Here is a 20,112-nt window from a genome sequence, read left to right on the forward strand (position 1 = left end):
CAACTCGGTTGCCCCGACCGGGCGTCGACGCGCCCGGGGGCCTGGACTCCGCGCCTACTCGGGGGAGTTGACGGTCGGCTCGGCCACGGCGCAGTCGGCCAGGCCGTAACGGTCCATGATCTCCGCATAGGTCCCGTCGTCCATCAGCGTCTGAAGGGCCTCCTGGACGACATCCCGCAGCTGCTCCTCGTCGCCGCTGACCGCGATGCCGAACGGGATGACCTTCCACTGCTCCCCGGCCATCACCAGATCCTCGGCCGCCCCGCCCTCGCCGGTGTGGTGGGCGGCGGTCAGATAGCTGACCAGCGCGCCGTCGGCCATTCCGTTCCGCACCGCCTCGAACATGGCCAGCTCGTCGGCCATCGGCCGCACCTCGACGCCCTCGTCGCAGTTGTCGACGCTCTCCTCGATCAGCTCGGTCAGTTCGTCGCCTGGCCAGGTCACCACGGTGCCGCCGCACAGCCCGGACAGGCCGGTGGTGTTCCCCGAGTCCTCGTTCACCAGGAGGACATCGCCCGCCCGGTAGTAGTCGACCAGGTCGACGCCCTGCTGTCGGGTGTGCTCGGTGTCCGCCAGGTCGAAGGCGAGATCCGCCTGGCCGGCGAGCAGCGACGGCTCCAGCTGCTGGAACGGGACCTGCTGGAAGACCAGCTCGACGCCCAGCAACTCTCCGATGGCGGCGGCGAGTTCGCGGTCGACGCCGGCCCCGTCGTCATCAGGGTAGGAGAGCGGGGGGCGGGGGCCCGGCGTGGCCACGATGATCTCTCCCGACTCCAGGATGTCGGCCGGCAGCCGGTCGCGCGACGGCTGTTCCGCGTCGTCGGTGGCGGGCCGCTCCTCCTCGGTGGTGGGCGTCTCGGAGGGGCCACGGCCGGTCGGCTCGTCCTCGTCGCCCATCCGTGTCACCACCACGGTCACCACCAGCGCGGCCACCACGGCGACCGCCGAGGCGGCCAGGGCGGCCCGCCGGCCCCGACGGGACGGCGACGGCGGCGCCGGCATCAGAGTCGGCGGAGTCGGCGTCGGCGTCGGGGTGGCTGGGGCCGTGACGGGGAAGGGCGCGGGCCGGTGCGTGGGCGGGGCCGGCGGGCCCTCCCAGTCGAGCAGCCGGACCACCTCCCGTCCCACCCGGGCGGCCAGGGCGTTCGGAAGCCAGCCGCCATACGCCGGCTCCCCCTCGGTATGAGCCGAGGCCAGCCCACCGATCTCCTCGACGGTGGGCCGGTCCGCCGGGTCCCTGGCCAGGCAGCGGGCCGCCAGCTCGCGCAACGGCCCGTCCAGCGAGCCGAGTTCGGGCTCCTCGTGCAGGATCCGGTAGAGCACCACATGCGCGGGCACCTCGCCGCCGGAGAACGGCGCCGTGCCGGTCGCGGCGTGCACCAGCACCGCGCCCAGGCTGAACACATCGGCGGCGGTGGTCAGTTCGACCGCTCGTGCCTGTTCGGGGGCCATGAACCCGGGGGAGCCGATCACCGCGCCCGTCCGGGTCGCCACCGAGGCGTCGACGGCCTTGGCGACGCCGAAGTCGATCACCATCGGCCCGTCCAGCGTCACCATCACATTGGACGGCTTCAGATCCCGGTGGATCAGCCCCGCCGCGTGGATGGTGCGCAGCGCCTCGCTCAGCCCCCAGAGCAGCGGCCAGAGGGTGCTCGCCGGCAGCGGGCCGTGCCACGAGTCCACCACCTGGCGCAGCGTCGGCCCCGGCACATAGCCGGTCGCCACCCAGGGCAGCTCCGATTCGGTGTCGGCGCCGTGCACCGGCGCGGTCCACCGGCCGCCGACCCGTTGGGCCATGGCCACCTCGCGGGCGAACCTGCGGCGGAAGTCGGGATCGTCGGCCAACCCCGGATGCACCAGCTTCACCGCGGTCAGCCGGCCGCCGTACGAGCGCCCCAGATACACCCGCCCCATGCCGCCGGCGCCCAACCGTCCCAGCAGCCGGTAGGGACCCACCATGGTCGGGTCCCCGGGTGTCAACTTCTGCACTGCGCCCCCCTTTTGCGGCTCCTCCTGTGTGGCTCCCCGACGGCCCTCCGATCCTGCCGGGCGGCACCGGGCCCGCCGGTCCGAACTCCGTGGCGAACGGGCCGCCCGGCCTGCGACAGTACCGCCATGCGCGGATCGCGATCCCTGGACCCGGTGGGCGAACGCCCCGATATCAGCGGCGAGTTGGAGACCCATCTGACGGTGGACTGCCCGCCCGCCGAGGTCGGGACACTTGCGGCCTGGGCCGCCGCGCGGGGCCTCGGGTTTGTGCATATCCGGCTGGCCAGGGGCCGACCCCCTCCCAACCCATGGTCAACCTCACCGGCACCGGCCGCCTCGCCGACCGAAGCCGCGCCGCCGACCGGCTGGCCGCCGAGCTGGCGGCGGCCGGCTACCCCGTGATCAGGACCAAGACCGAGGCCGCGCCCTGGGCCGACGGCGTGCCGGAGCACGACACCGCGCCCGGCGTCGCCGATCCGGGCCGTTACTTCGAGCACCATGTGAAGCTGCTGCTGCCGCCCGACCACGACCGGACCACGCTGGCCCGGGTCGTCGCCCCGCGGCACGCGCATCTCTCCTGGAACGCCCGCCGGTTCCGCGCCGACGGCCACCAGGAGCGGTTTGTCACCCAGCGCTGCGCCCGGGTCGGCCGGGCCACCGCCGAACGGCGGCTGGCGGCCCTGCTGCGGGCCCTGGACGCGTCGACGGTCCCCGCGTCGATCGTCGAGGTGGAACGGGAGTATGTGGTGCACGACAGCAACCTCGCCTTGGACGACGGCTGGTTGGCGCCGGCGACGATCCACGGCGGAGCGGAGCCCACCCGGTGACCGCACCCGACCCCGACCCCGGTTCCGAATGGCGGGGGCTCTACCGCGCGGCCGAGATACCGCACACCCCGCTGGACGAGGAGCAGCGTCAACGCCTGAGCCTGCCACCGACGTTGCTGCCCACCCCGGACGGGCTGCGACAGCCGCCGGTCTTCGACCCCGCGCTGAAACAGTTCGCCAACGCCTACCGCGCGGGCGAGCCCGTGTTCGAGGACGCCGCCGCGCGGCACGCCTGGCACCGCGCCCGCCGCACCGCGATCGACCTGGTGCTCAGCGGGCTCGCCGGTGGCCGGTGGGCCGGTCATCTGGTGCTGCGCGGCAGCGTGTTGCTGGCCACCTGGTTCGGCGACGCCGCCCGCGACCCCGGCGATCTCGACTTTCTGGTCACCCCCGTCGACTGGGCGATGGAAGGACCGGAGACCGCCGGTCTCCTCGACGACCTCGCCCGGGACGCCGAGGCGGCGGCCCGGGCGCACGGCGGGGTGACGATCGACGCGGCCGGCCGGATCGTCGAGTCCATCTGGACCTATGAACGGGTCCCGGGACGCCGGATGGTGCTGCCCTGGGCCGCGCCCGGCACCCCGGGCGGCGTCGTGCAGCTCGACATCGTCTTCAACGAACCGCTGCCCGTCCCCGCCGAACGCACCACGCTGCGGCCGCTCGGCGAGGGTCCTGGCTCGGCGGTGCTGGGCGTCACCCCGGGGCTCTCGCTGGCCTGGAAACTGCTCTGGCTGGTCACCGACACGTACCCCCAGGGCAAGGACCTCTATGACGCGGTGCTGCTCGCCGAACACACCCCGCCCTCCTACCCGTTGGTGCGGGACGCCTTCCTGGCGGCCGGCGAGGAGGCGCTGCGCCCGCCGGGACCGCACTGGGTGGAGAGGCTGGACGTCGGCGACGGCTGGCGCCATTTCGCCGCCGACCACCCGGAGTTGGCGGCCCGGGCCACCGACTTCCCGGACCGGCTGCTGCGGGTGCTGGGACCGCTGCTGGCCGAGGCGGCGCGCCCGGGGGAGAGCGAGCACGACCGGTGGGCGCGCTGGCTCGCGCCATGGGTGCGCGCCGTCCGGGCCCGCGCCGAGGCCGAACCCGCCTCGGCCGTCGGCTGGTTGAGCGCCGAGAGCCGGGAGGGGCTGGCCGCCGCCACCGTGATCGTCCGGGCGATCCTGGGGCCGGGGACGGTCGGCGTGGAGGAGGCCCTGCGGGCCGTGCTGGCCGGTGACGAACGGTGGCGGTGGTGGCGGGAGCACCCCGAGGCCCTGCCCGGCGTCCGGTGGTATTTCCGCTGATCGGTCGGCTTCCCCAACAGCCCGTCGCGGCCTCGTCCCGGCTGGTAGCGTGCCGGGACGGCGAGAGGGGTGGGGCGGCATGGGAACTCCGGCGATCAGTCTGGAGAAGGTGCGGGCCACGGGGGGCGAGGCGCTGGCCGGCGCCTGGGAGTCGGCGCGTGTCTCCTTGGAGAAGCTGGGTCTGGGCGGTCAACGCGCCGCCGTCTACCTGGTGTTGGACCGGTCGGGATCGATGCGCCGCTACTACCGGGACGGCACCGTCCAGCATCTCGCCGAGCAGGCGCTCGCCCTCTCGGCGAACCTGGACGACGACGGCGTGGTGCCGGTGGTCTTCTTCTCCACCGAGGTCGACGGCGTCGCCGATCTCTCGCTCGACGCCTACCGGGGCCGGATCGCCCAACTGCACGACTCCTACGGCCACATGGGGCGCACCAACTACCACCTCGCGATGCGCGCCGTCATCGACCACCATGCCGCCTCCGGCGGCGCTGATCCGGCGTTCGTCATCTTCCAGACGGACGGCGGCCCGAGCTCGCGCCGCGCCGCCGAGCAGCTGCTGTGCGAGGCGGCGCGGCTGCCGATCTTCTGGCAGTTCGTGGGCTTCGGCGATCCGGACGACCAACAGTTCGCGTTTCTGCGGAAGTTGGACGAGCTGCCGGTGCCCGCCAGGCGTGCCGTGGACAACGCGGGATTCTTCCCCGCCGGCACCGACCCCCGGGCGTTCTCCGACCGGGAGCTCTACGACCGGCTGATGGCGGAGTTCCCCGACTGGCTCACGGCGAGCCGCGCGGCGGGCATCCTCCGCTGACCCACGGATGCCCACGTGCTTCTGACGACGTGCGGCGAGCCGGTCAGTCGGGGCGAAGCAGGCCCAGATCGCGGAACATCTCCTGGCACCAGGCCAGCGCCGAGTCCAACGTCTCCCACTGCTCCTCGGTCTTGTCGAGATACGGCAGCACATAGGCGTTGGCGACGCCGTCCGGCAGGTCCTCCTGGTAGCAGGTGAACGGCAGTTGGCCGTAGTTGGTGTCGGCCATCCGCCGGGCGACCGGCTCGGGTTGGGTGTCCCAGACGGCGAACCAGAGGCGGCGCAGCATCGCCGGATGCGCCATGGCGAAGATCAGCCGGCCCAGGTCCAGCGGCTCCGACGGCGAGATCACCCGGGCGACCGCCGCATACCGTTCGCCGTCCGGGTTGCTGGCCCACCCCGACCAGACCTCGACGCTGTGCCCGGCGCCGACGATCGCGGAGCAGAGCGCGGCCAGCGCCAACCCCCGGTGCTGGATGAAGGCGTTGGGCGTGCCTGCGGTGCAGACCGCCGGCACCAGCAGCGTGACCACCCGGCCCACGGTGGTCGTCAGCTGCGGCACCGCGTCGATCATGCACTCGGGTTCGCCGGCCAGATAGGCCGCGATGTCCACCTCGCTGCCGGTCACGTCCCAGCGCGGTTCGAGCACGGTGGTCCGCACCCGCTGGCCGGTGCGTTCCCGCAGCGTCGCGATGCTGACATCGGTCTCCGGAAGCGCCCTGGCCCAGCCGTCGGTGGCCAGCCGCAGCGCCCCGGCGAAGTCGGCGCCGGCCCATGCGTCGTCCCTCTTGCGGGAGTGTCCTTCGGCATGCGCCATCCGGCCGGCGACCAGCTCCAGGAACTCCCCCCAGGACCAGATCGGCGGCAGCAGCAGCGAGGTGGCCGGCCTCATGCGCCGCCCTCGGGGGAGTCGTTCCCATCCGTCTCGTCTGCTTCGAGGGCGGCGCGGTGCGCCGCCGACAGGCCCCGCAACACCCGCCATTCCAGGACCTGTTCGAGGGTGGCGCCGGCTTCCAGCAGCTTCGCCGAGTCGATGCTGGCGCGGGGCGAGAACATCACCGGCAGCCGCTTCCGTTCGGCCGTGGACCGCAGCGAACGGACCTTCGCCAGCACGGCGCGGGCCGCCAGCGGCTGGGACGGGGCGTTGGCGAGCGTCAGGCGCTCCTCCAGCCGTTCGTCCACCGGCACCTCGACCAGGGTGAACCGGTCCAGGGTGGCCGCATCCAGCGCCTGTCGGCCGGTGTACTGCCGGTCGGGGCCCGTGCCATAGGTGTTCGCCGTCGCAACGACCCGGAAGTCGGGGTGGGCGCTGACCATATCGTCGGCGAAGGCGCAGACGCCGAGCGAGAGCGCCTGGTTCAGCTCGGAGAGCAGCCCCGGATGCCCGGCGTCCAACTCGTCGAGCAGCATCACCCCGCCGTGTTCGAAGGCCCGCCGGAACGGGGTCGGATGGTAGGTGCCATGCGCGTCGTAGTAGCCGAAGATCTTGCTCATCGGGGTGGTCGGCCCCAGCGAGAGCGCGTGGAAGTCCAGGCCGAGCGCGGTGGCGATCTGTTGGGCCAGCATGGACTTGCCGGTGCCGGCCGGGCCGACCAGCAGCGCGTGGCAGCGGGCCTTCAGCACCAGCAGCACCTCGGGCAGCACCCGGTGGTGCGCCTCGGGGAGCCGGACGGCGGGGCCACGGCCGGTGTTGATCTCGATCACCGGGGGCACCGCGTCGTCGAGCATCCGCTCGGCGCGGGCGCGGGCGAAGGCCAGGAAGTCGAGTTTGGTCTCCTCCAGGGCGCGCTGCGCGTTCCGCTCCGCGATCCCGGCGGCCTCGGCGAGCAGCCGCGTCCTGAACTCGCCGTCGTCCGCGAGCCGTTCGTCGAACCGCCGGGCCACCAGCTCCTCGGCGCTCTCCGCCACCGCGGTCTCGACGGCCGCCTTCACGGCGTCCTCGACTTCCAGCCGCAACGGCCCGGCGCCGCCGCCGATGGGGTTCTTCCAGGCATCCCTGACGGCGTCCCAGGCCAGGCTCCGTATCTTTGCTTCCGTTTTCTGGCGCATCGCTCCCTCTCATCGCCCGATCACCGCACGCAGCCATTTTCAGCCACCCGGAATCGGCCCCGGGGAGCACCCCCGGCGGGGCCGGTCAGAGCGCGATGACGACGACGCGCGGATCGCACAACGCGGTGATGTCCTCCGGATCCGAGGTCAGGACGGTGACGGGCCCGGGGGCGGCCAGTGCGGTGGCGCTGAGCATGGCGTCGATGGCGTGCAGGTGGGCTCACTCATGCCTCTTATCCTGCCCGCTGTCCCCCCGTGGGGTCTCCGGTCGGGCCGCCGCCGGATCGGATCGGCCGGCCGTTCGGCGTGGTCGCGCAGCGGACCAGGAGCAGGGCCACGTCGTCGGGGCCGACACGGGTACGCGGTGCCTCGTCGAGCAGCGCGTCGGCGATGGCGCCCGGGGATTCGTGGGCCACCGCCCGCAGGCGGTCGGCCAGTTCGGCGAGGGAGTCGCCGATGTCGACCCCGGGCCGCTCGACCAGCCCGTCGGTGTAGAGGAGAAGGGCGCTGCCCGGCGGCAGGGGGATCTCCGTCGAGGTGTAGCGCGCGGTGGGGTCGATGCCGAGGAGGGGCCCCGGGGTCACGTCCAGGATGGTGACCTCTCCCTCGGGGTCCACCATGAGGGGAGGGAGGTGGCCGGCGGTGGCCAGCCGCGCGCGGTGGCTGGTGAAGTCGACGTAGACATAGAGGCAGCTGGTGAAGAGCTCGACGCCGAGGTCGGTGAGCAGTCGGTTGCTGCGCATCAGCACATCGCCGGGGTCGGTGCCCGCGGTGGCGTGGACGGCGGCGCGGACCTCGCCCATCAGGGCGGCGGCCGTCATGTTGTGTCCCTGGACGTCGCCGACCGCCGCCGCGCAGTGCCCGTCGAGCGGGATGAGGTCGTAGAAGTCGCCCCCGACATCCAGGCCCCGGGTCGCGGCCCGGTAGCGGGCGGCGACCTCGACCCCCGGGATCTCGGGCAACTCGCGCGGCAGCAACAACTCCTGGAGCCGGTGGGCCAGTTGATGTTGGGTGTCATAGAGCAGGGCCCGGTCCAGGGACTGCGCGAGGAGCCCGGACAGGGAGGTGAACAGGGTGCGGTGGCCGGAGCCGAACGGATAGGGCTCGCGGTAGCCGACGCCGACGCAGCCGACCGGCCGCCCGGAGGCGGAGAGCGGCAGCAGGGCGCAGGCGGCGAGCCCGCTCGTCGCCGACCAGCCGGGACGGTCGCGGTCCAACTCCTCCGGGGTGCTGAAGAACAACGCCTGTTGGTCGCGTACGCAGCGGGCGGCGGCGCTCCCCCCGTCCAGCGGATGGTGGTCGAGCTCCTCGGCGAACTCGTCTGTGAGCCCGCGATGGCCCAGGAGGCGCAGTCTGTCCCCCTCCACGGTGAGGAGCACGATGGCGTCCGCCTCGAAGGCGGACATCACCGGGTTGCGCACGATGGTGACGATGTCCCGCACGCCGATGGCCTCGCCGAGCACCAGGCTCAGGTGCATCAGGTGGTAGACGGAGCCGACCCGGGTGGGCGCCTCGTCGCCGGCCTGGGTGGCCTCGGCGACCCTGGCCTCCGCCTCGGCGGTCCGGCCGGGCGGTCCCGAACGGGGGTTCTCGTCGGGCGGCGCCGTCTCCCAGACGCGCGCGCTGATGCCGGAGATGCCGGGGAAGAGATTGACGGAGAGCCACCGGTCGGGCGGGCGCAGCACGGTGAACGAGGTGGGTTCGCGGGTGAAGAGGGCCCGACGGTATCCGTCCTCGTAGACCGGGTCGCTCAGCCAGGGCAGCACGTCCCAGGGCAGCGCGCCGAGCAGGTCGGTCACCGGGCAGCCGAGCAGTTCGGCGGCGCCGCGGGTGACGAAGGTGACCTCGCCCTCCAGGTTCATCGCCAGGCTGCCGCCGGGCAGCCGCTCGGCGAAGCGGGCCCCGGCGTGCGGATCCTCCTCGGCGTGCCCGCTCGTCTCCTGCCGGGGAACGGCGAGGGGTTCGGGAAGGGGCCGCACGGGGCGCCCCTCCTGGGCGTACCGGTTCAGCAGCTCGCTCAGCCGGAGGGCTCCCGCGTCGACCGCGGCCAGCTCGGCCGGCACCGGCTCGGCGGGGTGCGAGCCCGGCCAGAGGATGTTGAGGACGCCCCAGAGCCGGTCGCCGGTGAAGAGGGGCGTGTCCGCCACGGCATACGGGTAGGGCGCGGCGACGGCCGACTCCGGGTAGTCGGTGGCGCGTTCGTCCGGGCCCATCCAGATCTGTCGGCGCTCCCTGGCCGCCCGGGCGATCGCGAAGTCGGCGTTGAGCCAGATCCGCTTCCAGGGGCCGGTGAACTTGACGGGGAAGCCGCTGACCAGCGCCATGCGGAGCATGGCCTCGTTCGGTGAGAGCAACATCAGCAGCCCGCCGTGGGCGCCGCTCTCCTCGATCACCTGGTTGAAGGCCGGGACCAGGATTTCGGGCCCCCGGGCAGGCGAATCCGACATATGCGCACCTTATGTCCTGCGCGGGCGGGTGCGGCCGGGCGGCGCGGCCGGGCGGACGTCCCCACAACGCCGTGTCCCCGCCGGGGAGGGGCTCCCTGGCGGGGACACGGGCGGAACGGGTGCGGGGGCGGGGTCAGCTCTTGACCGACCCGGACATCAGGCCGCCGATGAAGTACTTGCCGAGGACGATGTACACCAGCAGGGTCGGCAGGGAGGCGAAGAGCGCTCCCGCCATGGAGACCCCGTAGTTCTGGAGCAGCGCGCCGTTGGCTAGGTTGTTCAGGGCGAGTGTCACCGGGCCGTTCTGGCTGGAGGAGAAGAACACCGCGAACAGGAAGTCGTTCCAGGCCGAGGTGAACTGCCAGATCAGCACGACCACAAAGCTGGGCAGCGACAGTGGCAGGATCACTGAGGCGTAGGTGCGCAGCAGCCCGGCGCCGTCGATCCTGGCGGCCTCGATCAGCTCGTGCGGGATCGTCTGGTAGTAGTTCCGGAAGATCAACGTGGTGATGGGGATGCCGAACACCACGTGCAGCAGGATCAGCGTGGGGATGCCGCTGGGCAGCGACAGGTCCAGCACCAGCTCGTTCAGCGGGATGATCACGGCCTGGTAGGGGATGAACATCCCGAACAGGATCAGGGTGAACACCAGGTTGGCGCCCCGGAAGCTCCAGCGCGCCAGCACGAACCCGTTGATCGAGCCCAGCACCGCGGCGATGACCGCCGAGGGCACCACCATCTGGAGGGTGCGCCAGATCGACGGGGCCAGGGCGTCCCACGCGGTGCGCCAGTTGTCGAGCGTCCAGTTGGACGGCAGGTTCCAGGCCCGCTCGGGCGAGGCGTCGCCCGGGCCCTTGAAGCTCGTCACCAGCAGGACGTAGACGGGTATCAGAACGATCAGCAGGAAGAAGAGCAGCGCGGCGTAGCGCAGCGTGCGCGCGAGGCTGAACCCCTTGCCGCGCCGGCCCCCGCCGGTTGCCTGGCCCGGCTGGCCCGCGGTCTCCTTCGGCGGAGCCGCCTGGGCGGAGAGCGTGGCCATCACTTCTCCTTGCGATTCGTGCGGATGAGATAGGGCACGACCACCACGGCCACGATGACCAGCAGGATCGACCCGATGGCGGCCGCGTTGGCGTAGTCGAAGCTCGACTTGTAGATGTACATGTCGATGGCGGGAACCTTGGTCTGGTAGTTCGCCGGCTTCGAGATGGACATGATCAGGTCGAAGGACTTCAACGACATGTGCCCGATGATGATCAGCGCCGAGAGCGCGACCGGCGACAGCTGCGGGAACAGCACGTGCCGGTAGAGCTGCCAGGTGGTGGTGCCGTCCATCTTGGCGGCCTCGCGCAGCTCCTCTGGGATGCCACGGAAGCCCGCCAGGAAGAGCGCCATCACATAGCCGGACAGCTGCCAGATCGCGGGTATCGCGATCGCGGTGATGCCGTAGTCGACGTTGTTCCACCAGTTGTTCTGCAGGAAGTCGAGGCCGACCATCTGGAACAACCGGTTGAGCCCGGTGGCGCTCTGGTCCTGCCCCGAGTTCAGCAGCCACCGCCACACCACACCCGAGGCGATGAACGAGACCGCCATCGGGAAGAGGTAGATCGAGCGGAAGATGCTCTCGCCCCTGATCGGCCGCTCCAGCAACCACGCCCACAGAAAGCCGATGAGCAGGGTGCCGCCGAGGAAGAGCAGGGTGTAGAGCGCCAGGTTCTTCAAGGAGTGCTGGAACGCCTCGTTGCCGAGGAGGTCGAAGTAGTTCTTGAACCACACGTTGCTCGACGGCTCCTGGCCGGTCGTCTGGGCGGCGGTGTGGATGTCGGTCGTCGACGTCCCGAAGTTCACGGCGATGAGGCCGTAGACGAAGATGCCCACCAGGATCAGCGAAGGAGCCAGCAGCAGCAGCGGCGGCCCGACTCGTTTGAGGGTTCTGTTCATCGATGTCTCCCTGGAGCGCCGTGGCGCGTCGACACGGGGGGCGACGACGCGCCACGGCGCGGTCCGGATCCGGCCCGGGGCGATGCGCGCATCGCCCCGGGCGGAGCCCCGACTCAGCCGGCGGCGGCCGCTGAGGCGAGTTCCGACTGGAACGTCGAGAGGTCGGAGGCCCCGGACGTGAACTTGCTGGTGGCGTCCGTGACGGCGTTCAGCGTGGACACCGGGGTCGCGGCGCCGTGGGCCAGCGAGGAGACGATGGTGTCCTGGCCGAACGACTCGATGGCCGTCTGCTGGTACTCGGAGAAGTCCGCCGGGTCGGCGTCGGTGCGCGCCGGGATGGAACCCTTCGCGGCGTTGAACGCGGTCTGGCCCTCGAGCGAGGCGACCGTCTCCAACCAGGCGTGCGCGCCACCGCCGTTGGGGGCACCGACCGGCAGGGTGAACGAGTCGGCGAGGAAGTCGAAGACGCCGTCCGTGCCGGGGACCGGGGCGGCGTTGAAGTCCGTGCCGAACTCCTTGCCCTGCTCCTCGAACGCGGCGACCGCCCAGTCGCCCATCACGTTGAACGCGGCGTTGCCGTCGATCACCAGCTGGGTGGCCTCCGGCCAGTCCAGGCCGTCCCGGTCCCCGTTGGTGTAGCTCATGGCCGTCTCGAAGTCCTCAAGGGCGGCCGTGACCTCGGCGCCCTCCCAGTCCGTGGTGCCGTCCCACAGCCCGTTGTAGGCGTCGGGGCCCAGGTCGGCGAGGAGGATCGTCTCCAGCAGGTGGACCTGGGTCCACGCGGTGGCGACGGAGAGCGGGGTGACGCCCGCCTCCTGCAGCGTCTCCAGGTCGGCGAACCAGTCGTCGAGCGACGCGTATTCGGCGTTCGGGTCGACCCCGTTCTCCTCCAGCACGCTCGGGTTGCTCCACAGCACGTTGGCCCGGTGGATGTTGGAGGGGATGGAGTAGATGTTCCCCTCGTGGGTGAGCCGCTCCACCAGGTCGGACGGGAACGCCTCGCGGAGGTCGAACTCGTCGTAGAGGTCGGAGACGTCCTCCAGCTGGCCCGCGTTGATGTAGTCCAGCAGCTCCATGCCGGCGTGCGCCTGGAAGGTGTCCGGCGGGTCGTTGGCCTGGAGCCGGGACTGCAGGAGGTCCTTGGCCGCCGAGCCGGCGCCACCGGCCACGGCCCCGTTCACGAACTCGGTGTCGGGGTGCTGCTCGTCGAAGACGGCCACCAGCGCGTCCAGGCCGGCCTTCTCCGAACCGGCCGCCCACCAGGTGAAGACCTCGACCTCGGAGGCGGAGTCGCCGCCACCGGAGGAGCCGGAGCCCCCGCCGTCGCCGCCTGAGCCGCCGCTGCACGCCGAGAGTGTCAGGGCGCCGATGGCGGCACCCGCCACCAGCACGCTGGTTCTGCGATTGACCCGCATGAGATTTCCTTACGCCTTCGTTGCCGTATCGGGGGATCGGCGCGCATGGGGATGAGCATCGCCGAACCGAAGCGTCGTGGGGCGCCCTTGTGTTCCGACGCCCGCGTCGTCCGGAGGCTCATCAAAGGACCCCGCGAGCTTGAAGTCAAGAAGTAAATCCAAAGAGACGCTAAACGGCAGGTTGCAGTCGGATCACATACACAAGACGGTCCGGTCTCGTCGTCTCCCAGGCACTCCTCACGAAGGGATCCCCAAGTGGCACGTCAGGCGCTATCCTTCTCGCTGTGCGCGCTGACCGGGTGACACCTGGCTCGCAGACTTCACTACGTGAGGCCAACCGAGCCCGGATCGTGAGTGCTGTCCAACGCCGGGGATCGCTCACGCAGATCGAGCTGGCCGGCGTCACAGGGCTGTCCCCGGCGACCGTCTCCAATATCGTCAAGGAGCTGACGGCCGGCGGCGTTCTGCACACCTCCCCCTCCACCCGCAGCGGCCGACGGGCCCTGCAGGTCACCCTCGCCCGCAACCTGGGCCTGGTCGCCGGAGTCCACTTCGGCACCCGGTCCCTGCGGGTCGCCCTCGCCGACGCCTCCATGCAGGTCCTCGGCGACCAGTCGATGCCGCTCGCCCCCGACCACCGGGCCGACGCCGGACTGCGCCGCGCCGCGCTGCTGGTCATGGAGATGATCGAGTCGCTGGACGCCAGCCCCGACGAACTGCTCGCCGTCGGCATCTGCCTCCCCGCCCCCGTCGACCGGCGCACCGGCCGGATCACCGCGCTCGGCATGCTGCGCGGCTGGGACGGAGCCTCGGTGCCCGAGATCATCGCCGAGGAGCTGGACGTCCCCGTCGGCATCGACAACGACGCCAACCTCGGCGCCCTCGCCGAGACCCGCTTCGGCGCCGCCGTCGGACGCGACTCCGTCGCCTACCTCCGGGTCTCCCACCGGGTCGGCGGCGGCCTCATCCTCGGCGGACAGCTCGTCCACGGCCGCGCGGGCGGCGCCGGCGAGATAGGGCATGTGACGATCGACGAGAGCGGCCCCATCTGCCGCTGCGGCAACCGCGGTTGCCTGGAGACCTATGTCGGCGCGCCCGCCCTTCTGGAGATGCTGACCGCCAGCCACGGTCATCTCACCCTGCGCGATGTCATCGTCCGCGCCAAGGACGGCGACCCCGGCTGCCGCCGGGTGCTCTCCGACACCGGGCAACACCTCGGCGTCGCCGCCGCCAACCTCTGCAACCTCGTCGATCCGGAGATCGTCGTCGTGGGCGGCCAACTCTCCGGCGCCGGCGAGATCCTGCTCGGCCCGATGCGGACCGTCGTCGAACAACGCACCATGGCCAGCACCGCCGGACGCGTCGAGGTCGTCGCCGCCGAGCTCGGCGCGGCCGCCGAGGTGCGCGGCGCCCTCGCCATCGCCCTCGACACGGCCGGCGTCGGCAGCGCGCCGCTGGTGGGCGGATGAGCCGGCGCCCCGCCGATCCCCGCTCACGCCCCATCGCGCTGGTCGCCGCCGTCCTGGCCGTGGTGTTGACACTGACCGGGGCCGTGCTGGTCTCCGCCGCCTCCCGTGACGAGCCGCCCGAGGGCGCCATCGCGCTGCTGCTGCCCGAGGTGAAGACGGCCCGCTACGAGACCACCGACCGGCCCGCGTTCCTCGGCGTCGTCGAACAGCGCTGCCCCGGCTGCGCCGTCTACTACGCCAACGCCGACCAGGACGCCGCCACCCAGCAGCAGCAGGCCGAGTCGATGCTCGCGCGCGGCGCCGACGTCCTGGTGCTCGACGCCGTGGACACGGTCGCCGCCGTCAGCATCGTCCAGGAGGCGAAGCGCCACGGGGTGCCGGTGATCGCCTACGATCGCTTCATCGCGGACGCCGATGTGGACTACTACGTCTCCTTCGACAGCGAGCTGATCGGCTATCTCCAGGGCACCGCCCTGGTCAGCGCGGTCAGGGAGCGCGGCCCACGGGCGGACGGGCGCCCGCCCGGCGTCCTGCTGGTCCACGGCTCGCCGACCGACCCCAACGCGGCGCGGCTCGCCGCCGGAGTCCACCGGGCGCTCGACGGAGAGGACATCGAGGTGCTCGCCGAGTACGACACCCCCGACTGGAGCCCCGACATGGCCACCGACTGGGTCGAGAGCCGGCTGACCGAGTTCACCGGCCGGGTCGACGGCGTCTACGCCGCCAACGACGGCACCGCCGGGGGCGCCATCGCCGCGATGAAGGCCGCCGGAATAGACCCCGTGCCGCCCGTCACCGGGCAGGACGGCGAGCTGGCCGCGACCCAACGCATCATCGCCGGCGACCAGCACATGACCGTCTACAAGGCCACCACCGAACAGGCCCGCACCGCCGCCGAACTGGCCGTCCGCGTCCTGCGGGGCGAGACCCCCCGCACCACGGCGGTGATCGACGGCGTCCCCAGCCTGCTGCTCGCCCCCCGCGCGGTCGGCGCCGAGGACGTGGAACGCGTCCTGGTCGTCGGCGGCGTGCACACCGTGGAGGAGATCTGCACCCGCCACTACGCGGCGGACTGCGCCAGGATCGGCCTCGGCACGGACCGGGACGACGACGAGGAGACGGCATGAACGCGTCCTCCCGTTCCGCGCCGGTGCTCTCCCTGCGCGGCGTCTCCAAGAACTTCGGCGGCGTCCGCGCCCTGGTCAACATCGACCTCGACGTCCACCCGCGCGAGGTGCTGGGCGTCGTCGGCGACAACGCCGCCGGCAAGTCGACGCTCGCCGGGGTGATCGCCGGCGTCTACCGGCCCGACGCCGGACGGATGCTGCTCGACGGCGAGGAGGTGGTGCTCAACTCCCCGGCCGCCGCCAGGGATCACGGCATCGCCGCCGTCTTCCAGAACCTCGCCCTCTGCGACAACCTCGATGTCGTCGAGAACCTTTTCCTCGGCCACGAGCCGACCCGAGGCGGGTTCCTGGACGAGGTCGCCATGGAACGCGAGGCATGGGAACTGCTCGGCCAGCTGGCCACCAGCGTGCCATCGGTGCGGGTCCCGGTCCGCACGTTGTCCGGCGGGCAGCGGCAGGTCGTCGCCGTCGCCCGCGCCCTGCTCGGCTCGCCCCGGGTGGTCGTCCTCGACGAGCCGACCGCCGCGCTCGGCATCCGCCAGACCGCCGAGGTCCTCAACCTGGTGGAGCGGCTGCGCGAACGCGGCCTCGCCGTCGTCCTCATCAGCCACCAGGCCGTCGACCTGCAGGCCGTCGCCGACCGCTTCGTGGTGCTGCGCCTCGGCAAGGTCGGCGGCGAACTCGACGCGGCGAGCGCCGGATACGAGGACCTGCTCGCCGCCATGACCGGGGTCAGCAGGCCCAGCGGCAGGAGACCGGGATGACCCGCGGCCCCGCGTCCCCGGTGCGGGACCGTGCCACCGAGGGCGGCGAGGCCCTGCCGGGACTGCTGCGGATCCTCCCCGACCGGGAGCTGGGCGTGGTCCCGGCGCTGGTGGTCCTCTTCCTGATCTGGATCGTCTTCGGCATCGTCAACCCGGCGTTTCTCTCCGCCGAGAACCTGGTCAACCTGACGCTGCAGAGCGCCCCGACCGGCATGATCGCCCTTGGCGTGGTCATCGTCCTGCTGGTCGGGCAGATCGACCTCTCCGTCGGTTCGGTCAGCGGCCTCGCCGCCGCCGTCATCGGCGTCACCACCGGGCTGCACGACTGGCCGGTCGGCGTCGCGGTGCTGCTCGCCCTCTCGGTTGGCGTCCTGGTCGGCCTCGGCTACGGCTTCTGCGCCACCCGACTCGGACTGCCCAGCCTGGTGCTCACCCTCGCCGGGCTGCTCGTCCTCGCCGGACTGCAGCTGCGGGTGCTCGGCCCCCAGGGATCGATCAACCTGCCCTTCGAGTCCCGCCTGGTCTGGTTCGCCCAACAGGGCTTTCTGCCACCGCTGATCGCGTGGGCGCTGGTCGTCGGCACGGTCGCCGTCGTCGCCGCCAGCCAGTGGGTGCGGCGCTCCCGGCGGGTGCGCGCCGGACTGCCGAGCATCAGCCTGGCCCAGTTCCTCGGGCGGACGGCCGCGCTCGCCGCGCTCCTCGCCGCCACCGTCGGCTATCTGGGCACGGCGCGCGGTATCGGCTATCCGGTGGTGCTGTTCGTCTCGCTTGTCGCCCTGGTCGATGTGGCGCTGCGCCGCACCCGTTGGGGACGCTCGGTGCGCGCGGTGGGCGGCGACCGCCGCTCCGCGCTGCTCGCCGGCGTCGCGGTGCGCCGGACCACGGTGTCCTGCTTTGTCGCCTGCTCGACGCTGGCCGCGCTCGGCGGCGTCCTCGCCGCCGGGCGGCTCGCCGCCGCCAACCAGGGCACCGGCGGCGCCGAGACCTATCTCACCGCCATCGCCGCCGCCGTCATCGGCGGCACCAGCCTCTTCGGCGGCCGGGGCAGTGCCTGGTCGGCGCTGGTCGGCGTGCTCGTCATCACCTCGATCTCCAGCGGCCTCACACTGCTCGACCTGGACACCGCCTCCCGCTATATCGTCACCGGCGTCGTCCTCGCCCTGGCCCTCGCCGCCGACACCCACCTCCGCGCCGTCCCCACCCACCCCGACCTCGCCTCCGGCATCCGCGGCCGCGGCCGGCCGTGGTGGTGAGGCGGGCGCGATGATGATCACCGCACGGCTGGTCGGAGCCGACGACGACGAGTACGACGACGTTCTGGAGGCGGGCTTCGCCGAGGGAACGGACTCCGGCCTGGCCGTCTCCTTCCAACGGATGAGGTCGGCGCCCGACCCCTGGCAGGGCGTCGTGCGCGACCGGGACGACCTCTTCGACAACAGCTACTGCGTTGTCGTCGGCGGCGCGACCGTGTACGGCGGGCTGCTCTCCGTCGACCTCACGGCGCCCACCGCACGTTTCCGCTTCGCCCCGTATGACGCCGCCGTCCTCCGTCTCGCGGACCCCACCCTCGATGTCACCTTCGACGTGCCTCCGGACGAGCTCGCCGCGTTCACCGGCATGCTCCGCCGCGTTGTCACCTGGGGCACCCCCACCCAGATACCCCGGCTCACGGGCCTCTGAGCCGCCACTCACCGGTCCCCGTCGCCCCGCTGCCGCTCGAACCGTTCCAGCACGGCGAGTTGACGCCGATGCGCGGCGAGAGTCCAGCGGGCCATGGCGGGCATGAGGGCGACAAGTGCCCCGGCGAGCGTGAGCAGCGCCAGCGCCAACGGCGGGGTGTCGTGTGCGTAGCCGGCCCCCAGCAGGGCCGCGACCGCGCCGATCAGCAGGAAGGCACGGACGGCCGAGGTGCCGTTCCGGTCGAAACGGTGGACCGCGATCCTGGCCGCCCCCGCCTGCGCGGGCGTGACCGCGTCCGGCAGTTGCCGCAGCCGCGGCGGCAAACAGCTCTCCCACCAGGCCCCGTTGGCGCGGTGGAGGGATGTGGTCAGGGCCGCGCGACGCCGGGCGTCCGGGGCGTCGTCCCGCACAAGGATCAGTGTGAGGAGCGCACCGCCACCCCGTATCTCGTCCAGCCGGTAGCCGAACTCATGGGCGATGGCGACCTGTAGCCGGCCGTCGTTGGCGACCTGCACGGAGACCCGCTCCGAGCCGTCGAGTCGTCCGATGAACTCATGCTCGTTCAACGGGCCCTCCCTCGCGCCGAGGAGGCCGGAGCTGTCGGGCCCTGCCCGTCCGTTGTCGCGCCGGTAAAATCTTTCCCAAGCATCTTCGCTGGAATTCGGCTATCCATCCCTTTTGGTCAAAATATCGGTGGTCCGGGGGATATCGGGTGACCCCGGGGATTGTCGTGTCGACAAGTCTGAATCCTCCAGGGGTAATAAGGAAGACCTGGGCGTGTTTGCTCGACGCAATAGCGGCTGCTCGTCGGCTCAGTCGGCGTCGTTCGGCGTTTGTGCGCTGTCGCGCACCCCGCGCAGCAAACGCGGCACCAGGAGTCGGTGTGCGCCGGAGCGAAATACCAGCATGCGGTAGACACTTCCGTGCGGCCCGGGGAACGCCGCGTAGGAACGGGCGCTGAGCAGCGTCCCGTTCTCCTCCGGGGTCAGCCCGAACACCAGCTCGTAGCGGGAGAACCGATGCCGTCCGGTCAGTCGCAACCGCCGGTCCGGTGTGGCCTCCGCCACCCGGAAGCCCGGCAGTGTCGCCCCCCGGCTCAGCGAGTCCCCCGATGACACCCGGGGGTCGGCGCCGACCAGCCGCGCATAGGCCGGCGCGTTGACGATCCGACGCCCCGACAGGCGTACGCCGAGCGCCCGCCAGACGGCGGCGGGACCGGCCGCCACCCACAGTCGATGCTCATCGAGGAACGGCAGGCCATCGCCTTCACCACCGGAGTCATAAGCCATGAGGACACCTTCGCATCCGCTGTCGACCCCAACTCCCAAGCCAGGAGCGGGTGTCACTCGCTCGGCAGCTTGCCCGCCACCGAACCGGCCCACCGGCGGTAGCCGGAGCCCGACGGATGGAAGCCGTCCCGGGAGAAGAAGTCCGCACCGACCGGCAGCAGTTCGGCCGAATCCACCCACAGGGCCCCCGGCCGCTCACCACAGACCCGCCGGGACACCTCGTCCAGGGCCTGCGCCCGCTCGTCCAGAAAGCGCGCCAACGTTCGCGGTAGCGACGGAAACGCCCGAAAGGCGGGGATCCCGGGAACGACCACCCGCCCGGCGCGCGTCGTCAACTCGTCGATGACGGCGGCCAGATCATCGCCCCAGTCCCTGGGCGAGCGGCGGGAGAGCACATCGTTCACCCCGGCCAGCAGCACCGCCGTGTCGAACTTCCCGTCGAACTCGGGAAGCAGCCGATACCTGATGCGCCGCGCGGTCGCGCCGTGCTGGCCGACGACCTCCCAGGTCACGGGCCGCCCGGTGCGCGCCGCCAACTCCCCGGCCAGACAGCCGGTGAAGCCCTCGGCATGCGAATCCACCCCGCAGCCGGCGGCCGTCGACTCGCCCAGCACCCCGAGCCGCAGCGCGTCGTCCGAGGTATCGTCCGGCGCACCGTCATCGCCCGCCGGCACCCGGCCCGTGAGCGGCCCGGACGCCGGAGGCAGGACCTCCGTCGAGGACCGCACCCGCATACCCTGCACGGCGACGACCGGCAACAACAGCGGATTCATGCGACACCCCGCGCCACGACCACGACCACACCATCTCCTCGGGCGTCGACCCGGGCGCAACACTGGTCGACGGAGCGCCCGGCACCTCGCGAGGATGACATGACGGCTGATGTTTCCTCAAGTCGCCGATGATTTTACAGAATTTCAACAAACACGCCGTCATATTCCGTGCTGGTTCTCCTCGTTAATAGTCATCTGTCTCATAAGTCCCGATGGTAGGGTGCCGACGGCCGGCCGGCGCCAATGGG

At 71.8% G+C, this 20,112-nt stretch carries 18 protein-coding genes and 1 pseudogene; 8 read left to right on the plus strand and 11 right to left on the minus strand.

Going from position 1 to position 20,112, the window contains the following annotated elements:
• Positions 1-54: 54 nt before the first annotated feature.
• A complete protein-coding gene (locus AOM46_RS01195) occupies positions 55-1,989 on the minus strand; it encodes a serine/threonine-protein kinase (protein WP_062204268.1) in 1,935 nt (644 codons plus the stop codon).
• Between the two features lie 308 nt (positions 1,990-2,297).
• Here AOM46_RS01195 and AOM46_RS01200 point away from each other — a divergent pair, with 308 nt between their 5' ends.
• The 3 genes from AOM46_RS01200 to AOM46_RS01210 all read left to right on the plus strand — a co-directional run bounded on the left by AOM46_RS01200 (position 2,298) and on the right by AOM46_RS01210 (position 4,913).
• Positions 2,298-2,816, plus strand: coding sequence for a hypothetical protein (locus AOM46_RS01200; RefSeq protein ID WP_370592616.1), 519 nt, complete (start codon positions 2,298-2,300; stop codon positions 2,814-2,816).
• Positions 2,813-4,105 (plus strand): nucleotidyl transferase AbiEii/AbiGii toxin family protein, encoded by a 1,293-nt coding sequence (locus tag AOM46_RS01205; protein ID WP_067225808.1) that lies wholly within the window; start codon positions 2,813-2,815, stop codon positions 4,103-4,105. The genes AOM46_RS01200 and AOM46_RS01205 overlap by 4 nt, the downstream gene beginning before the upstream one ends.
• Before the next feature lie 79 nt (positions 4,106-4,184).
• Complete coding sequence (locus tag AOM46_RS01210) at positions 4,185-4,913, plus strand: VWA domain-containing protein (protein ID WP_062204271.1); 729 nt, start codon at positions 4,185-4,187, stop codon at positions 4,911-4,913.
• A 43-nt stretch (positions 4,914-4,956) separates the two neighbouring features.
• Here the strand turns inward: AOM46_RS01210 and AOM46_RS01215 are convergent, their stop codons facing one another.
• The 7 genes and pseudogenes from AOM46_RS01215 to AOM46_RS01240 all read right to left on the minus strand — a co-directional run bounded on the left by AOM46_RS01215 (position 4,957) and on the right by AOM46_RS01240 (position 12,762).
• Positions 4,957-5,805, minus strand: a complete 849-nt coding sequence (locus tag AOM46_RS01215; protein ID WP_062204274.1) for a hypothetical protein — start codon at positions 5,803-5,805, stop codon at positions 4,957-4,959.
• Positions 5,802-6,962, minus strand: a complete 1,161-nt coding sequence (locus AOM46_RS01220; protein ID WP_078856360.1) for an AAA family ATPase — start codon at positions 6,960-6,962, stop codon at positions 5,802-5,804. Before AOM46_RS01220 ends, AOM46_RS01215 begins: the two co-directional genes overlap by 4 nt.
• 85 nt (positions 6,963-7,047) lie before the next feature.
• Positions 7,048-7,179, minus strand: a pseudogene (locus AOM46_RS31305) (DNA-binding protein); the annotation flags it as partial.
• 16 nt (positions 7,180-7,195) lie between these two features.
• Entirely contained in the window at positions 7,196-9,409 is a 2,214-nt protein-coding gene (locus tag AOM46_RS01225; RefSeq protein WP_062204277.1) for a SpoIIE family protein phosphatase, read from the minus strand.
• Between the two features lie 133 nt (positions 9,410-9,542).
• Complete coding sequence (locus AOM46_RS01230) at positions 9,543-10,448, minus strand: carbohydrate ABC transporter permease (RefSeq protein WP_062204279.1); 906 nt, start codon at positions 10,446-10,448, stop codon at positions 9,543-9,545.
• Positions 10,448-11,347: a carbohydrate ABC transporter permease gene (locus tag AOM46_RS01235; RefSeq protein WP_062204281.1), complete on the minus strand. Its 900-nt coding sequence runs from the start codon at positions 11,345-11,347 to the stop codon at positions 10,448-10,450. The genes AOM46_RS01230 and AOM46_RS01235 overlap by 1 nt, the downstream gene beginning before the upstream one ends.
• A 113-nt stretch (positions 11,348-11,460) precedes the next feature.
• Entirely contained in the window at positions 11,461-12,762 is a 1,302-nt protein-coding gene (locus AOM46_RS01240) for an ABC transporter substrate-binding protein (RefSeq protein ID WP_062204288.1), read from the minus strand.
• A 350-nt stretch (positions 12,763-13,112) separates the two neighbouring features.
• Here AOM46_RS01240 and AOM46_RS01245 point away from each other — a divergent pair, with 350 nt between their 5' ends.
• From AOM46_RS01245 to AOM46_RS01265, 5 genes are read left to right on the plus strand one after another with little or no spacing between them, the layout of a single operon-like run.
• Positions 13,113-14,231: an ROK family transcriptional regulator gene (locus AOM46_RS01245; protein WP_078856361.1), complete on the plus strand. Its 1,119-nt coding sequence runs from the start codon at positions 13,113-13,115 to the stop codon at positions 14,229-14,231.
• Positions 14,228-15,358 carry a substrate-binding domain-containing protein gene (locus tag AOM46_RS01250; RefSeq protein ID WP_062204294.1) on the plus strand — a complete coding sequence of 377 codons (1,131 nt, stop codon included), beginning with the start codon at positions 14,228-14,230 and terminating at the stop codon, positions 15,356-15,358. Before AOM46_RS01245 ends, AOM46_RS01250 begins: the two co-directional genes overlap by 4 nt.
• Positions 15,355-16,122 (plus strand): ATP-binding cassette domain-containing protein, encoded by a 768-nt coding sequence (locus tag AOM46_RS01255; protein ID WP_078856362.1) that lies wholly within the window; start codon positions 15,355-15,357, stop codon positions 16,120-16,122. Before AOM46_RS01250 ends, AOM46_RS01255 begins: the two co-directional genes overlap by 4 nt.
• Positions 16,119-17,375 carry a sugar ABC transporter permease gene (locus AOM46_RS01260; protein ID WP_062204296.1) on the plus strand — a complete coding sequence of 419 codons (1,257 nt, stop codon included), beginning with the start codon at positions 16,119-16,121 and terminating at the stop codon, positions 17,373-17,375. Before AOM46_RS01255 ends, AOM46_RS01260 begins: the two co-directional genes overlap by 4 nt.
• 10 nt (positions 17,376-17,385) lie before the next feature.
• Positions 17,386-17,802, plus strand: coding sequence for an Imm10 family immunity protein (locus tag AOM46_RS01265; RefSeq protein ID WP_062204298.1), 417 nt, complete (start codon positions 17,386-17,388; stop codon positions 17,800-17,802).
• Positions 17,803-17,810: 8 nt separating this feature from the next.
• Here AOM46_RS01265 and AOM46_RS01270 read toward each other — a convergent pair whose 3' ends face one another.
• The 3 genes from AOM46_RS01270 to AOM46_RS01280 form a co-directional block, all read right to left on the minus strand.
• Complete coding sequence (locus AOM46_RS01270) at positions 17,811-18,368, minus strand: hypothetical protein (RefSeq protein WP_062204300.1); 558 nt, start codon at positions 18,366-18,368, stop codon at positions 17,811-17,813.
• A gap of 246 nt (positions 18,369-18,614) precedes the next feature.
• Positions 18,615-19,091 (minus strand): hypothetical protein, encoded by a 477-nt coding sequence (locus tag AOM46_RS01275; RefSeq protein ID WP_062204303.1) that lies wholly within the window; start codon positions 19,089-19,091, stop codon positions 18,615-18,617.
• 53 nt (positions 19,092-19,144) lie between these two features.
• Positions 19,145-19,864: an SGNH/GDSL hydrolase family protein gene (locus tag AOM46_RS01280; protein WP_062204305.1), complete on the minus strand. Its 720-nt coding sequence runs from the start codon at positions 19,862-19,864 to the stop codon at positions 19,145-19,147.
• Between the last annotated feature and the right edge of the window lie 248 nt (positions 19,865-20,112).

The organism is Streptomyces sp. NBRC 109706 (assembly GCF_000974485.1).
Lineage (GTDB): Bacteria > Actinomycetota > Actinomycetes > Streptomycetales > Streptomycetaceae > Streptomyces.